Origin of the sequence: Kitasatospora sp. NPDC052896 (genome assembly GCF_044547075.1) — a bacterium.
Lineage (GTDB): Bacteria > Actinomycetota > Actinomycetes > Streptomycetales > Streptomycetaceae > Kitasatospora.
In genome coordinates, this window is sequence record NZ_JBITZU010000032.1 from 39,178 (window position 1) to 53,603 (window position 14,426).

The following is a 14,426-nucleotide window of genomic DNA, read 5'->3' on the forward strand; positions in this document are numbered from 1 at the left end:
GTTGAGCGTCCTCGTACTGAGCCTGGCCCACGCCTGCCCCGCCCCAACCTCCGCCGGTGCGGCCAGCGAGGTCTTCCGCAGCTTTCGCGCCGCCGTTGAAAGGGACTTCGCGCGCTCCCACCACGTCGCCGACTACGCCGCCGCGCTCGGCTATAGCGTGCGCACCCTGACCCGGGCCGCCCAGGCCGCCACAGGCTTCACCGCCAAGCAGTACATCGACGCCCGCATCCTCCTGGAAGCGAGGCGCCTGCTGGCCCACACCGACGCCACCTCCGCGGAGATATCCCGCCGCGTGGGCTTCCACGACCCCAGCGATTTCGCGAAGTTCTTCCGCACGCGCGACGGGAACGCACCACTGCGCTTCCGTGAGGTCGCCAGAGGGCGGACCCCCGGAGTGACCTCGCGGCCCCACGCCGTCGTGACTGCGGCCGGTCCGGTCGAGGTCACGACGGAGCGGGTGGGCCGCCAAAACGGGACGTCTCACCTGAAACTGTCACAGAGGGAGCCCGATCCTCTCACCTAACCGCCGACGCCCGGTCCGACCCTATCCACGCCGGGTATGGCACGTTTCCGACGTATTCCGATTGGCGCCCTGCCGGCCGCTGGCGCACCCGATCCGCACGTCGTCAGCTGCGGCGGGACGCTGCGTGACCGGTTCCATCGCCGGAAGGCGGACCGGATGGCCGGGGGAGAGTCATCTCGGTTTCTCCGAGCGGGAGTTCGAGCCGACCGGCCTGGGTGGAGGGTCGGCCCGCTGCCGGGGCCGGGAGGACCTCGCCGGCGGAGCGGGCGTAGTCGGTGGGGGTCTGTCCGTAGTGGCGTTTGAAGGCGCGAGTGAAGTGGCTGCTGTCGGTGAACTGCCAGTGGGCGGCGAGTTCGGAGATGCTCGGCCGGCCGGGCATCGTGGTGAGGGCGAGCCGGGCCTCTTCCAGCCGTCGGCGGCGGATGTAGGCGGACACCGACTCCCGGGTGGTCGCGAAGGCACGGTGCAGGGTGCGCACGGAGACGTTGAGCCGACGCGCCAGCAGCGCCGGGGACAGCTCCGGATCGGTGAGGAGGCGGTCGGCCATGTCCTTGGCGGCCTGGGCGAGCGCGGGAGCCAGGCGGGGCTCGGCCTCGTCGAACCGGTGCAGGGCCACGGCCTTGGCCAGTTCGATCAGTGTGCTGTGGGCGGCCCGCAGGCCGACGGGGCCGAGGCCGGTGCGGGTGGAGTGGATCATGTTGGCGTGGGCGACCAACAGTCGTACCTCGGCGGCGTCGGCAGGTCCTGTGACGATCCGGTTCCCGAGCAGCGGTCCGAGCGCGCCGGCAGGCAGGACCAGAACCTTGGCCGTCGTGTGGGGTGCGGTCTGGAAGTGCGTGGGCCGTCCGACGTGCCGGAGCAGGACCTGCCCGGCCTCCACGGTCTGCGCGGCATGGCGGGGCGAGTCGGCCAGCGTCCACGCGCCGCGGTACACCGCGTACATCCGCACCTGATCCTCGACGTCGCCCAGGGCGCCTTCGGTCCGCAGGACCGAGGCGCACCTCATATCGGTGATTGCCGCGTCGCCGACCCTGGCAGCCCGGGCCTTGACCCGGAAGTCCCCGACCGTGGCGGGCGCGAAGCTCGGCATCGGGAAGCCGTCGCCGACCTGCGTGCGCCACGCATGCAGGAAGGTGTCGAAGGCCCGCGGCGTGGCCTGCGGGGCCGTGAAGTCGAGGCTGAACGCCCCGGTGGCGTCCGTGTCGTCCGTGTTCATCGCATCTCACCGCCAGTGGCACTGATGTCCCGTCAGGATGGCGCTGCCGTCCAAGCGTGCGCCACTGCGATCGTCCTAGCCTGTGGCCGTGGCCGCAATCCCCGGCCGCGACGCGCGCTGTCTCCAGCGAAGGAGGAGGCCGATCATGTCCCGTGGTGAAGCGCCATCCAACTCCCGTGCCCGGTGCGGCGGGATCGCCCTGCTGATACCGGTCCTGGCACTGCTGCTCGGCCTGGCCACGGCGGTCCCGGCGGGAGCCGAGGTGATCCCGCCGGGATCCCCGGTGTACGGCAAGATCTACGGGCTGGAGAGCAGTCCCGCCAACTGCGTCGACGTCTGGGGCGGCACGCCGGCCAACGAGCAGCCCGTGGACGTGTACGGCTGCATCAACGAGGACAACCAGCAGTGGACCTACAACATCAGCGACAACAGCATCCGCTCCGGGATCCAGGCCGGGCCGGTCGGACAGTTCTGCCTGACCGCCCTGCAGGGCTCCGAAATCGGTGATCCGAGCTTCCCGAACGCGGTCGTCATCAACGTCTGTGACGGCGGCGCCTGGCAGGTGTGGCGCATCGTCAACCAGACCCTCTACAACCCTTCGACCAACACCTGTCTGGACGACACTGCCTACGGCGGCCAGGGGACCTTCCTGGAGACCTGGCCCTGCAACGGCGGCTCGAACCAGAACTGGGACGTCGTCGGGTACTCGTCCAACTGAGGCCGGCCACGAACATGGCACCGAAGTCCAGGCATGAGCCCTGCCGGCCTCCTTGCCTTCCGGCCTGGGCGCAAATCCTCTTCCGACTCGACACTCACGAAAGTTGAGGGACTCGTGATCCACCGTGGTTTGGGCCGCGTGGTCGTCATCACAGGCGCCGGTACGGGCATTGGAGCCGCGACCGCGGCCCGGTTCGCCACCGACGGGTACACCGTGGTGCTCGTGGGCCGCACCGAGGCGACCTTGCGCCGGACCGCGCAGGAGGGGCCGGACGGCGCGGACATGCACCCCTGGGTCGCGGACGTGCGCGACCCAGGCGCTGTCACCGCGGCCGTCAACGGCGTGGCCGAGCGGTTCGGACGCTTGGACGTGCTGGTCAACAACGCGGGCACGGTGACCGCGGGCACGGTCGACCAGATCGACCTCGCCGGCTACCGGGCCATGATGAGCACCAACGTCGACGGTGCCTTCTACGCCTCGCGCGCCGCGCTGCCCCACCTGCGGGCGGTGCGCGGCTGCATCGTCAACATCGGCTCCGTGGCCGGCTTGCGCGGCGAGTGGAACCAGGCCGCCTACAACATGACCAAGGCCGCGTTGGTGGGTCTGACCAACTCGATGGCGCTGGACCACGGCCGGGAGATCCGGGTCAACGCCGTCCACCCCGGCGTGACGCTCAGCAGACGCGTCCTGCGCGAGGCCCTGGCCGAGGGCACCACGCTGCACGAGCGTTTCGCGGACCGCGTGCCCATGGGGCGACCCGGCGAACCAGTCGAGGTGGCTGCTGTCGTCGCGTTCCTCGCCGGCCCCGATGCCGCGTACCTCAACGGCGTGCACATCCCCGTGGACGGGGGCTTGACCGCCTCGGACGGCCAGACCAACCTGTACCGGATCGACGGCTGACACCGGGGAGCGGCGCGGACGGACAAGCCTCAGCCTGTCGCACGGCAACCCGGATCGCCGACCTTGCCCGATCTTGGTGGCTAATTCCAACTGTCATGCAGCAAGAGCGAGTTGGAGTCTTGCGAGGTGGCTATGGTTGGCGCGGTCGAGGGGGTGGCCGTTCCACCAGGCGTGGAGGCGGATGAGATTGAGGGCGGCAGCGCTGGTGGTGTGGTCGAGGTGAGTCTTGGCCAGGCCGCGATAGCGGGCGCGGCGTAGTCCGGTGGTGTGAGTGGCCTGGCGGATAGTCCCTTCGATGCCGGCGCGAAGTGCGTAGTCGCGTTGCCAGGTGCCGTCCTGTTGCTCGGTGCGGGCGGCGCGGATGGCTGCGGTGAGTTCGCGGGGGTGGAGGCTGAGCCGGCGGCCCTTTCGTGAGCTGGTGCACTGCTCCTTGGCGGGGCAGGGGATGCAGTCCAGGGCGGCGAAGGAGACGACGGTCTTGGCCACGCCTTCCTGGACGACGTTGTTCCAGGTGGCGCTGGTCTTTCCGGCCGGGCAGATGGCCTGCTTGTTGTTCCAGTCGATGGTGAAGTCGTGGGCGGCGAAGCCTTGTTGGGCCTTGGCCTGGCGGGAGGTGTCGAGCAGGACCGGCGTGATGAGGGCGATGCCATAGGTCTTGGCGGCGGAGACGATCAGGTCGGCACTGGGGTAGCCGGAGTCGAGGTAGTGCCGGGCGGGCAGCAGGTGGCGGCGGTGAAGGGTCTGGTGGATCGTGTCCAGGGCCTTGCTGTCCGGGAGGGTCGAGCAGGTGGTGGTCACGTTGGTGATGATGTTCGGCCGGGCGGGGCGGTCGCCGTCGGCCTGCGGGTGGCAGGTCTCCGAGACGTGCAGTTTGTACCCGTTCCAGAACATGTCCCGTTTGGCAGACCAGCGGGCGTCGGTGTCGTAAGGGGAGGCCAGGCGTATCGGGCTGGGCGGCAGTCCGTCGCCCCCGTCCTCGGCTCGCTCGCGACGCTTGACGCGGATGTGCCCGTTGCCGGCCGTGGTGCGGGTGTAGTTCTGCACCAGCACGATTCGCAGGCTCTGCACCGCCGGCAGCTCACGCAGCCATGCCGGGGAGCCGTGTGCGTACACCGCTTGCAGCAAGGTGTAGCCGTCCTTGGCGTAGTCGAGCGCGAGTGCCTCTTGCTTGGCCCTGGAGGTGGGAAGGCGCCAGGTGTCGATCCGGTCCGCGTAGCGGCGGCTCCAGTCCTCCACGGCCAGCATCTGGTCGACCCAGTCGGGGCAGGCGGCGGCCAGCGCGTTCAGGGCCGCGCGGACGCTTTCGCCGGTCAGCTCGAGCCGGTTCAGATCCCGTACCGCTGCCACGATATGCGTGGAGTCGGTGCGCTGGCTGCCGCCCGCGTCCACCAGGCCCAGCTCGCGCAGACGCTCCAGCAGCAGGTCCAGCGCCCGCTCCTCCGACCCGTGGGTGACCACGCGGGAGCGGAACTCCGACAGCACACTGTGGTCGAACCCCGGATCCTCCAAGCTCAGACCCAGCGCGTACTTCCATGCCAGGTTCTCTCGGACCTCGTCGGCGGCCTGCCGGTCGGTCAGGTTCGCGGCCTTCTGCAGGACCGTGACCAGCGCGAGCCGGCCTGGCGACCAGCCCGGCTTGCCCGCCCGGCCGAACGCGTCGGCGAAGGCCGCGTCCGGGAACAGCTCGCCGAGCTGGTCGCGGACCTGCACCGCAAGCGGGGTCTCCCGCTTGCCCCGGTACATCGCCCGGATGGCCGCTGCGATCTGCGGATCAGGCTGGGGCCAGGGCTGTGGTTGCACCGACACGACATGCTCCGATCCAAGAAGAGGCCCGAGAGATCACCAGCGCTCATGATCCACTGCACCGTGGCCACCCTGCCACCCCTGGCCCAAGGAACAAGTCCCAGAACGCTCCCCGGATCGCCCCAAGACATCCCAACTCGTAATCATCGCAAGGAACTTAGAATTAGCCACCAAGATCTTGCCCTTGCCGAAAACCTCATCCGGCCTGGTCAAGCGGCATGTTGGTATTCGTGGAGTAGGCCGCCGAGTCGGTCGCGTCTGCGTATGTCGAGGCGGGTGATCTGCTCGGGGTCGCTGATCGGTTGGGGGAGTGGGTGGAGCGGGCGGGCGTTCGCGATGCCCTGGTGCGGCCGGTGCCCGTTGTAGAAGCGCTCGAACTCGCGCAGCGCGTGCATGAGGTGGCGCTGATCCCAGACCAGCGTGCGGTCCAGCAGCTCATGCCGGCAGGTCTGCACCCAGCGTTCCATGATGGAGTTCATTCTCGGTATCCGGATGCCGCTGAGCACGACCTCGATGCCCGCGTCCTGCAGGATGGCGTCGAACAGGTCGGGGAACTTCCCGTCCCGGTCGCGGATCAGGTAGCGGGCCCGGCAGCCGGCGCCCTCGAGGTCCATGACGAGGTTCTTCGCTGTCTGCGTCACCCAGGCTGCGGTCGGATGCGCGGTCGCGCCCAGGACCTAGATCCGCCGGCTCGTGTGCTCGATCACCGCGAACACGTACAAGCGGCCCCGGACAGGGTGACCGTCTCGAAGAAGTCGCACGCGAGGAGCGCGTCGGCCTGGGAACGCAGGAAGTCCGCCCAGGTGCTCGAGGCTCGCTCGGGTGCCGGCGGGATGCCGGCGTCCTTGAGGATCTCCCGGACCGTGAAGGTGGCCAGGCACAGGACCAGGGCGCGGACCGAGCGCACGGTCCGCGGTCGACCTCCGCGCTTGGGCCGGGACCGCTCGGCATGACGACGGGCGACCAGGTCACGATGCCAGCGCAGCACGGTGTCCGGCCGCACCAGCAGCCGCATCCGACGCAGCACCTGGGTCGGCAAACCGTGGAGCAGGGCTGCGAGGAATGCCCGGTCGCTCGCTTCGAAGCGGACCCGCACTCCGTTCAGCTGCCGTTCCAGCACGGTGATCTGATGGCGCAGGGCCAGGATCTCCACGTCCTTCTCGCGGTCGCTCATCGGCAGCAGCCGCAGCATCGCGAACGTGTTCGTCACACCCAGATATGCCAGTCTCAGCAGCACAGCCGATCATCATGCCGAGGTGACCGCCGGCTCCGCCAGAGCGCCGACCTGAGCAGCCCCTGCCCGACACCGAAACCGCCCTCACCAGCACGGATGGGGTTCTCGGCAAGGGCAGAGTTGCCTGCGCAGCACCGCGTTCTCATGCTGTAGCACCAGCAGTTCGGCGTCCTTGGCCGCGTCCCGGCGCAGCAGCACCGCCGGAACCGACAGCAGCTTCCGCGCCACCTGATACACCAGTGAGACGATCACCCGGACAGGGTTCCAGCAGGCCGTGACGGCGCGCCAGACCCACTCCTAGCAGCACCGATGAGTATCCGAACGGCACATGTTGACCGCGCCGAGGCTCGCGATGAAGACCCATTTGGACCACATGGCGGCGGTGATGTCCGAGGACAGCTCGGTGTCGAACCCGGCGCCGCTCAGCGCGCGGTGCACCTCGTCCAGGCGGGGATCGGGCCAGCCGCCACGAGCGCCGTAGGTCAGGAGTCGATCTTGCGGCATTCCCCGGTCGTGCTCGCGCGGCTCAGCGGGCAGGGCCCGGGCCCGGCAAGGGTGTTTGCTGGGCCCGGGGCTGCGGCCACCCGCCGTACGGCGATGCGGTGGCGGGCTCGGGATGCTGTCAGGCGAAGGTGTTGGTGCTCCAGATGGCGCCGCCGGTGCCTTCGCCGCCGTCCTTCTTGTAGACGACGAGGTTGCCGTCGTCCTGGAGCTTCAGGTAGGCGCCGGGTGACCAGAAGGTGCCCGAGGACCAGAGGGCGCCGGTGCCGCCGCCTCCACCGGCGCGGTAGACGACGAGGTTGCCGTCGGACTGCACGGCCAGCCAGGCACCGGGGTTGCCGGCGGTGTTGCTGCTCCACAGCGGGGTGCCGTCGCTCTTGCGGTAGAGGACGAGGTTGCCGTCCTGCTGCATCTCCAGCACGGTGGACTTCGCCTCCATCCAGCGGGTGCTCCAGATGGGGGTGTTGGAGGGGACGGTGCTGCTCTCGCGCAGGGTGCCGCTGTTCCACAGGGCGCCGGTGGAGTTCTCGGGACCGTCCTTCTGGTACATGACGATGTTGCCGTCGTCCTGCAGACGTAGGTAGGCGCCGGGGTGGGGGTAGGTCTGGCTGGTCCACAGGGCGCCGGTGGCGGCCGATGGGTTGCCGTCCGTGGTGTAGACGACGAAGTTGCCGTCGGTCTGCATCTGGGCGCAGGCGCCGGGGTGTCCGCCGGTACCGGTGCTCCACAGGATGCCGCCGGGGATGCCGCGGTGGGTGACGGTGAGGTTGCCGTCGGCCCGCATGGTGAGCTGCAGGTCCTTGCCGGCCACGGACTGCCCGGAGGCGATCCTGGTGCCGGGGGCGAGGAGCGGTCCGCCCTGGGAGAGTGCGGAGTTGACCCAGCCCGTGAGGTCGTCGACGCGGCTGGCGACGGCGCCGGTGCGGGTTTCGGTCTCGTCGAGGCAGCCGCCCTGCCAGGAGCGGGTGGCGACGGCGGCCAGCTCGACGCCGCCGTTCCTCTCGTGCAGCACGGGAGCGCCGGCGTCGCCCTTGCAGATCGCCCCGGCCGCGCTCTTGGGGGTGATACCGATGGTGGTGGCATCGACGGAGTCGACGGCGGTGGTGCCGGTGTGCGGGCGGTCCGGGACCCACTCGTCCTTGGTGCGGCCCCAGCCGGCCGCGCGCAGGGCGTCGCCCGCGGTGGCCGGGGCGTTGGCCAGGGTGGCGGGGGCGGTGCCGAAGACGGGGCGGGCGAGCTTGGCCAGGACCAGGTCGCGATCCTGGCGCGGAACCAGGCTGACGACGTCCGTGCCGGTGCCCGCGACGACAGCGGTCGTGCGGTCCTTGGGCGCGCCGGCCGACAGGCTCGCCGCCTGGCCGGGGTCGTCGGTGAAGCAGCTCGCGGCGGTCAGCACCCAGGACGGGTCGACGAGCACGCCCGTGCAGGCGCGCGTGCCCGCGCCGATGTCGAGCTTCGCGGTGAACGCGTACGTCCCGTCGGGGGTTTGGTCGCCGACGACGGCAGCGGCGGGGGTGGCGGTCAGTGCGCCGGCCGCGATGACCGCGACGGCGAGGCCGGTCGCTCGCGCGGTGCGGGCCGGAGTGGACATCATGGGGCTGGTGGTCCTTTGCATGTGAACTGGTGGCCTCGGCCGGTGTGGAGGAGTCCTGACGCGCGGGGGGGTCAGGCAGTGACGCGGAGTTCGACCAGGACCGTCGGCGCCGCGCCGATGCCCTCGCCGACACCCTTGATCTGGTCCTTGGGCACGTCGAGCACCTGGGTCTTGCCCTCGGCGGTGAGCTTGGCCTGAATCGCGCGCTCCTGGGTCTGCAACGCGAAGACCTCGGGCACTTCCAGGGCGAGGTAGCCGGTCTTGCCCACGACCCGGAAGCAGACCTTCCCTTCGGCGCTGGTCCGGGTCAGCACCTGGATGTTCTCCTTGCCGGTGCAGTCGTCCAGCAGGATGCGGCCGTCTCCCCGCTTCAGTGAAATGCCCTTCTCCTTGAGGATCCTGGCAGCGCCGGGATACCCGAAGTCCTCCACCGCCGAGGGCGGGGCAGCGCTGTCGGCGGCCTGGGCGGCCGGCTTCGCGGGAGCGCCGGGTCCGCTGTCGGCGGCCGCCAGCGTGACGGTACCCGCCACGAGCACGGCGGCTGACGCGGCACCGGCCGCCAGCAGTCCACGCACACGAAGTGTCACCAGATCATCCTTTCGGGGTCCTGTGACCGGTCGGCCCGGCCGAAGCTGAGCACCCATCACAAAGTTTTGGCAAAGAAAGTACCATGGGAATGAAATATCAATTTACGTGACGCGGATCACGGCCCATTCATCTCAATCGCGACCGGCGGCTGGTGATAGCTTTTCGGGCAGCCGCGGAAATGGACTCGAGAAGACCGATCCGGTCCTGCCGACGCACTCGTGCGCATGTCGACGCCTTCCGTCGGAGCGCCCTTTCCGCGGTTTCTCGTAGACCCTGGCTCGGCTTTACTCCCGCGCCGGCGGCTCCTGCCCGTTCCCGTCGTGGCAGCGGTCTCCACACCGCGGGCTCCGAGTGCCAACGGGTCACCGCCAAGAGATGAGAGAGGTCCGCCTGGTGCGTAGAGGGGTATCGGGAACGACGAGGGCGAGGGGGACCCGGCGTCCGGGCATCCGTGCCTTGGGGGTCGGCTTGCTGCCGCTGACACTGCTGCCGGGGCTGCTGGGCGCGGCCCCGGCCGAGGCGGCGGACGGCAGCGAGGAGACGGCGCCCGGCACGGTGCCGGCGACCGACCGCGGCCGGGTCGTCGCGCTCTGGGTCTCGGGTGGGCCCGGAGTCAAGGCCGCCGCGGAGGCCGCCCTGGCCGGCACCGATCAGGACGTCAAACGCTTCCTCGACAGCGAGCGGGCGATCGCCGAGCTGAGCGACGACCGGGTTGCCACGGTCCAGTTGTTCAGCTCGGGTGGCCGCGGCGTCCGGGCGGCCGCGCAGCAGGCGCTCGCCGGGTCCCCGGCGGACCTGCGCACCTTCCTGGCCAGTGGCTGGCAGGCCCCGCTGGAGCAGGACCAGCGGGTGCGGGCCGTCCAGATCGTCAGCGCCGGCGGCCGGGGCGTGCAGCTGGCCGGGCAGGCCGCGCTCAACTCCGGTATCGAGGACGTCCGGGCGTTCCTCTCGACGGGCCAGTACACGGCCCGGGACAACGACGACCGGGTCCAGTTGATCCAGCTGATGAGCAGCGGCGGACCGGCGGTGCAGGCCGCGGCCAAGGTGGCTGTCAACGGCTCGATCGACGACGTCAGGGAGTTCCTGCGGGTGGGCCGCTACGTGGCCCAGGCCCGGGATCAGGAGCGGGCCACGATCGAGCAGTTGGCGCAGCAGGCGAAGGATGCCGGGGCACAGGCCGTCCGGGAGACGGAGGCGGCCAAGGACGCCTCGGAGCGCGCGGTCGGCGCGGCCGCGCTGGCCAAGCAGGCCGCCGCCCAGGCGGCGGCGGAGACCGCGGCGGCGAAGGATGATTCGAGCCGGGCCGCGAACGCGGCGGGTCGGGCCGCCGACGCCACCGTCAAGGCCGCGGAGGCCGCCCGGACGGCGATCGGTGCGGCCCAGGCGGCGAACGCCTCGGCCCGGGTGGCGGCCAGTGCCGCGGCCCAGGCGGCATCGGCCGCGGCGGGTGCCGCGAACGCCGCCTCCGCCGCCCGTTCGTCGGCCGCCGCGGCGGCCTCCCGCCAGGGTGAGGCCGCGGCGGCCAACCGGGACGCGGATCTGGCCCGCCGTGCCGCCAATGGCGCCCGGCTGGCCGCCGAGGCGGCCGACCAGGCCGGGAAGGCAGCCGCGGCCGCCGGTGACGCCGCCGACGCGGCCGCCGGTGCCGGGGCCAACGCCGCCGCGGCCGCGGACGCGGCCGACACCGCCGGCAACCTGGCCGGCAAGTCCGGTGCCCATGCGGCACGGGCGAAGCAGGCCGCGGACACCGCCCGGCGGCATGCCGGCGAGGCCACCCGCGCGGCCGGCGCCGCCAAGTCGCTGGCCGCCGAAGCCGCGAGCGCCGCCTACGCGGCGCGGGACGCGGCCAACTCCGCCGCCGGGCACGCCGACGCGGCCGCCAAGGCGGCCGACGAGGCCGCGCGGCGCGGCGCGGACGCGGGGGCGGACGCCAAGCTGGCCACCGATCAGGCCGCCGCCGCCCAGCAGTCCGCCGACGCCGCGAGCGCGGCCGTGGCACAGGCCCGCACGATCCAGGAGCTGGCCCGGAAGACCGAGTCCGAGGACCTCGGCTCCCGCACGGCGGAGGCCGTCGAGCAGGCCAGGGACGCCCAGACGGACTACCAGCGGCAAGTCGCCGAGACGGACGGTGCCGCCGCCGAGGCCGAGCGGCTCGACCAGGAGGCCAATCGCCTGGCCGCCGAGGCCGCCAAGCCAGCGGCGGACCCGCGCCAGTCGGCCGCTGACGGGCGCAAGGTCGCCCTGCGGGATCTGCGGACCCGCGGCGCGTGGCAGCAGGCCGCTGCAAAGGCGGCGCTCGGCGGTACGGACCAGGAGGTCGTCGACTACCTGCGCACCGGTCGGACTGAGGCAGCGGGCCGCGACCAGCGGGACCGGGTCAACCGCCTGGCGAGCGACGCCGACTCGGCCGCGATCCGTTCGGCCGCCGACGCCGCGCTCCAGGGTGACGCCGCCGGGATCGCGCGGTTCCTCGACAGCGGCCAGCACCAGGCCGCTGCCAACGACTACCGGGTGCGCGTCGTGCAGATCGTCGGCACCGGTGAGCGGGGCGTCAAGGAGGCCGGTCAGGCCGCCCTCAAGGACAACAGCCCCGACGCGCTGCGCGAGTTCCTGACCAACGGTCAGTTCGTGGCCCAGCTCAACGACGACCGGGTGCGGGCCGTCCAGCTGGTGAGCAGTGGCGGCCCGGAGGTCCAGGCGGCCGCCCGGATCGCGCTCGCCGGGCCGCCGCAGATGGTGCACGCGTTCGTCACCGTCGGCCAGTACCAGGCCGCGCGCAAGGACCAGTTGGCGGCCACCCACGTCGCCCGGGTCCAGCAGGTCATCGCCGAATCGGCTGCGGTCGCCGACGGTGCGCAGCAGAGCGCGGCCGAGGCCGGGCGGGCGGCCGCCGTCGCCCGGCAGGCCGCCACCGAGGCCGACGGGTACTCCCGCCAGGCCCGCGACTCGGCCGACCGGGCCGCCGGCTACCAGGCCCAGGCCAAGCAGTCCGCCCAGCAGGCCGAGCAATCGGCCGCCCAGGCTCAGCAGGCGGCCAAGTCGGCTGCCACCGCGCAGGTGGCGGCCGATCGGGACGCCGGCCGCGCGGCCTACTCGGCGGTCCGGGCCGGGCTCTCGGCCGAGCGGGCGAACGCCTCGGCCGCAGCAGCCTGGGGCGCGGCCACGGCGGCGCGCAACTCGGCGCTGGCGGCGGGCAAGGACGCCAACGCCGCGAGCGCGGCAGCGAAGGAAGCCCGCGAGGCCTACGACGCCAAGGCGCTGGAGGAGTGGCAGGAGCGGCGGCGGCAGGAGGAGCAGCGCCGCAAGGACGAGGAACGCCGGGCGCAGGAGGCGAAGGATCAGGAGAAGTCGCCCGCGCAGTCGCAGCGGGAGTACCTGGAGATGCTCGCCGAGATGATGCGCAACGGACCGATCGCGGAGCGGCCCAAGCCGAGCGCGTTCCAGCTCGGCTTCCAGTGGGTGCTCGGACTCGGCGATCGCCAGGTGGACTACAAGGCGGGCGACAAGTTCACCGAGGAACTCCGCAAGGACCACTCGATGGACGTGGTCCGCGGCCGGATCAGGGAGGGCATCGCCAAGGGTCTGACCTCGGACAAGGACGGTTACAGCGTTCTCGGCCAGGAGGGGGTGCCCCGACTCCTGTCGGATGCGCTCGACGTCCAGACCTTCGGCATCTCGGGTTGGCTGGACGGGAAGACCAGTGGCGGCAAGTCCGGCAGTGCCAGCTCAGTCTTCATCGGATCCTACGACTACTCCTATAAGGTTGTCGGTCGCGACGACCAGCGCGGGACGGCCCAGGTGGAGGTCAGGATCAAGAACGACACGACGTTCAATTCGCTCGTGCACCCTCCCGTGTTCCGTGACGCCTGGGACACCTGGGTCGGCGGACCGGTCAACAGCCTGGCCGACTGGGTCGGCGGCCCGATGTCCACCAGGACCCAGACCGTCACCTGGACCGAGGAGGTGAGCCTGCGATGAGGAAACGGCTGGCGATCGTGCTGCTCGTTGGCGCGCTCGGGATCGCGGGGCTGATCGCCGCCGTGTTCCTGGTGCCCGGTGCCACGGGCGGCCGGGCCACGCCAGAGCAGGTGGTCGGCTCCTGGGCCAGTACGCAGGGTGCGCGGCTGACGCTGCACCCGGACGGCACCCTCACCGCCGCCGATCTGCCGACCGACTTCTCGACACCCGACAACCTGCCGATCCACCCCTTCACCGGTGACGGCTCCTGGACACTGGAGCCGAAGCCGAGCCTGGGCGACCAGGAACTCAAGCTCGTGCTGAGCACGGCGGAAGGCCGGATCGGGGTCCGGGTGCTGATCACGGACGAGGGCGCCCGGGGCGGGATCTACCTCCCGATCGACGAGGGCTCCGGGAGCAAGTACCTGCTCAGGAAGTCCGCCTGAAGCCGGTCGCGGAAGGCTCGCGCCACGAGCCCGAACCCCTGCTCCGGCCCGGGATTCCGTGCGGCGACGGGGAACTCGCGCAGCGGGGCGACGGCTTGCACCACGTGGTGCGGGCCGTCGCCCCGTACGTCGTCGGCGGGTTCCCGGACCAGCCGGGGCCGATGCCTCGCGTCCGGTGCCGAACCGGCCGCAGCGGCGGACCGGTCACGCGGCGGCGCCGTCCCGGCCGGCGGCCGGATCGGTGATGGCCTCGTCGGGCTCCAGGACGGCCGCCGCCGCGCACCCACGCCCGTGGCCGCGCACCTTCGGCCACTTTGGACCACGAAAAGGACACCGCAATGCTGTACTCGGCCGATCGCCTCATCCTCGGCGAGACGACGATCACCTATCTCGCCGACGGGTCCGGCCGGCACAACCCGGACACCATGCTGCCGGGCGTGGACTGGGCGGCCCACCCCGGCGCCCTGGATTGCCGTTGTCGAGGCACTGTCCAGTGTGGGCGTTCTGGATGTAGTACTCGGACCCGTCGAGGCTCGTCAGGATCGTCCACCGCTGCCAGGCGCCGGTCCCGTTGTCGTAGCACGGGTTGACGTTGGCGAACGCGTCCAGGCAGTCTCCGGAGGCCCAGTTGCGGATGATCCCCGTGTACTGGGCCACGAGCGTGCCGTCAGCGTGGGCCGCGGACGCTGGCAGGACGCCGGCGAGCGCCATCGCGGTCGCGGCCACGGCACCCGAGCGGTACACCGCCCGGAGGCGGCTCTTGCCGGGCCGACGGTCGCTGGATCGGGCCCGCACACCAAGCATGGCGATCCCCACTGGGAGCAGCGGTGCTGAAGATCCGTCGGCGGTTGGGCCGGTCGTGACCCGGCCGCCGGCCGGGGCGATGCAGGTTCAGTGCTGCCTGCGGGCCGGGCGTTACAGCTCTCGCCCCGGTCGGATCTCCCGC

The 14,426-nt window shown here is 71.5% G+C and carries 12 protein-coding genes and 1 pseudogene; 5 read left to right on the forward strand and 8 right to left on the reverse strand.

The features are described from left to right. Window position 1: 1 nt before the first annotated feature. Complete coding sequence (locus ACIGXM_RS34190; protein WP_396567901.1) at window positions 2–523, forward strand: helix-turn-helix transcriptional regulator; 522 nt, start codon at window positions 2–4, stop codon at window positions 521–523. A 103-nt stretch (window positions 524–626) separates the two neighbouring features. On the opposite strand, the gene ACIGXM_RS34195 is transcribed toward ACIGXM_RS34190, so the two are convergent. Continuing rightward, window positions 627–1,739, reverse strand: coding sequence for a helix-turn-helix domain-containing protein (locus tag ACIGXM_RS34195; protein ID WP_396567903.1), 1,113 nt, complete (start codon window positions 1,737–1,739; stop codon window positions 627–629). Between the two features lie 145 nt (window positions 1,740–1,884). Here ACIGXM_RS34195 and ACIGXM_RS34200 point away from each other — a divergent pair, with 145 nt between their 5' ends. Continuing rightward, window positions 1,885–2,457, forward strand: a complete 573-nt coding sequence (locus ACIGXM_RS34200) for a ricin-type beta-trefoil lectin domain protein (RefSeq protein ID WP_396567905.1) — start codon at window positions 1,885–1,887, stop codon at window positions 2,455–2,457. 138 nt (window positions 2,458–2,595) lie between these two features. Continuing rightward, the gene (locus ACIGXM_RS34205; RefSeq protein ID WP_396567907.1) at window positions 2,596–3,357 is read left to right on the forward strand and encodes an SDR family NAD(P)-dependent oxidoreductase; all 762 of its coding nucleotides are present in this window, start codon (window positions 2,596–2,598) and stop codon (window positions 3,355–3,357) included. Between the two features lie 93 nt (window positions 3,358–3,450). Here ACIGXM_RS34205 and ACIGXM_RS34210 read toward each other — a convergent pair whose 3' ends face one another. The 6 genes and pseudogenes from ACIGXM_RS34210 to ACIGXM_RS34235 form a co-directional block, all read right to left on the reverse strand. Continuing rightward, window positions 3,451–5,163 (reverse strand): IS1182 family transposase, encoded by a 1,713-nt coding sequence (locus tag ACIGXM_RS34210; RefSeq protein WP_396567909.1) that lies wholly within the window; start codon window positions 5,161–5,163, stop codon window positions 3,451–3,453. 206 nt (window positions 5,164–5,369) lie between these two features. Next, a pseudogene (locus tag ACIGXM_RS34215) lies at window positions 5,370–6,397 on the reverse strand (integrase core domain-containing protein). An 81-nt stretch (window positions 6,398–6,478) separates the two neighbouring features. Next, window positions 6,479–6,646: a hypothetical protein gene (locus ACIGXM_RS34220; protein ID WP_396567911.1), complete on the reverse strand. Its 168-nt coding sequence runs from the start codon at window positions 6,644–6,646 to the stop codon at window positions 6,479–6,481. Between the two features lie 45 nt (window positions 6,647–6,691). Next, on the reverse strand, window positions 6,692–6,898 hold the full coding sequence (locus tag ACIGXM_RS34225; RefSeq protein ID WP_396567913.1) for a ketopantoate reductase family protein: 207 nt from the start codon (window positions 6,896–6,898) through the stop codon (window positions 6,692–6,694). A gap of 118 nt (window positions 6,899–7,016) precedes the next feature. Then, window positions 7,017–8,489, reverse strand: a complete 1,473-nt coding sequence (locus ACIGXM_RS34230) for a trypsin-like serine protease (protein WP_396567915.1) — start codon at window positions 8,487–8,489, stop codon at window positions 7,017–7,019. 71 nt (window positions 8,490–8,560) lie between these two features. Further along, window positions 8,561–9,076: a hypothetical protein gene (locus ACIGXM_RS34235; protein WP_396567917.1), complete on the reverse strand. Its 516-nt coding sequence runs from the start codon at window positions 9,074–9,076 to the stop codon at window positions 8,561–8,563. A 469-nt stretch (window positions 9,077–9,545) separates the two neighbouring features. Here ACIGXM_RS34235 and ACIGXM_RS34240 point away from each other — a divergent pair, with 469 nt between their 5' ends. After that, window positions 9,546–13,055, forward strand: a complete 3,510-nt coding sequence (locus ACIGXM_RS34240) for an ALF repeat-containing protein (RefSeq protein ID WP_396567919.1) — start codon at window positions 9,546–9,548, stop codon at window positions 13,053–13,055. After that, the gene (locus ACIGXM_RS34245; RefSeq protein WP_396567921.1) at window positions 13,052–13,480 is read left to right on the forward strand and encodes a hypothetical protein; all 429 of its coding nucleotides are present in this window, start codon (window positions 13,052–13,054) and stop codon (window positions 13,478–13,480) included. Before ACIGXM_RS34240 ends, ACIGXM_RS34245 begins: the two co-directional genes overlap by 4 nt. A 381-nt stretch (window positions 13,481–13,861) precedes the next feature. On the opposite strand, the gene ACIGXM_RS34250 is transcribed toward ACIGXM_RS34245, so the two are convergent. Next, window positions 13,862–14,284, reverse strand: a complete 423-nt coding sequence (locus tag ACIGXM_RS34250) for an RICIN domain-containing protein (RefSeq protein ID WP_396567923.1) — start codon at window positions 14,282–14,284, stop codon at window positions 13,862–13,864. Between the last annotated feature and the right edge of the window lie 142 nt (window positions 14,285–14,426).

What these genes read in the sequence shown, in the direction of transcription:
- ACIGXM_RS34195 (WP_396567903.1), bottom strand. Translation starts at nt 1,739, where the DNA reads ATGAACACGGACGACACGGACGCCACCGGGGCGTTCAGCCTCGACTTC.
- ACIGXM_RS34200 (WP_396567905.1), top strand. Translation starts at nt 1,885, where the DNA reads ATGTCCCGTGGTGAAGCGCCATCCAACTCCCGTGCCCGGTGCGGCGGG.
- ACIGXM_RS34225 (WP_396567913.1), bottom strand. Translation starts at nt 6,898, where the DNA reads ATGCCGCAAGATCGACTCCTGACCTACGGCGCTCGTGGCGGCTGGCCC.
- ACIGXM_RS34230 (WP_396567915.1), bottom strand. Translation starts at nt 8,489, where the DNA reads ATGATGTCCACTCCGGCCCGCACCGCGCGAGCGACCGGCCTCGCCGTC.
- ACIGXM_RS34245 (WP_396567921.1), top strand. Translation starts at nt 13,052, where the DNA reads ATGAGGAAACGGCTGGCGATCGTGCTGCTCGTTGGCGCGCTCGGGATC.
- ACIGXM_RS34250 (WP_396567923.1), bottom strand. Translation starts at nt 14,284, where the DNA reads ATGCTTGGTGTGCGGGCCCGATCCAGCGACCGTCGGCCCGGCAAGAGC.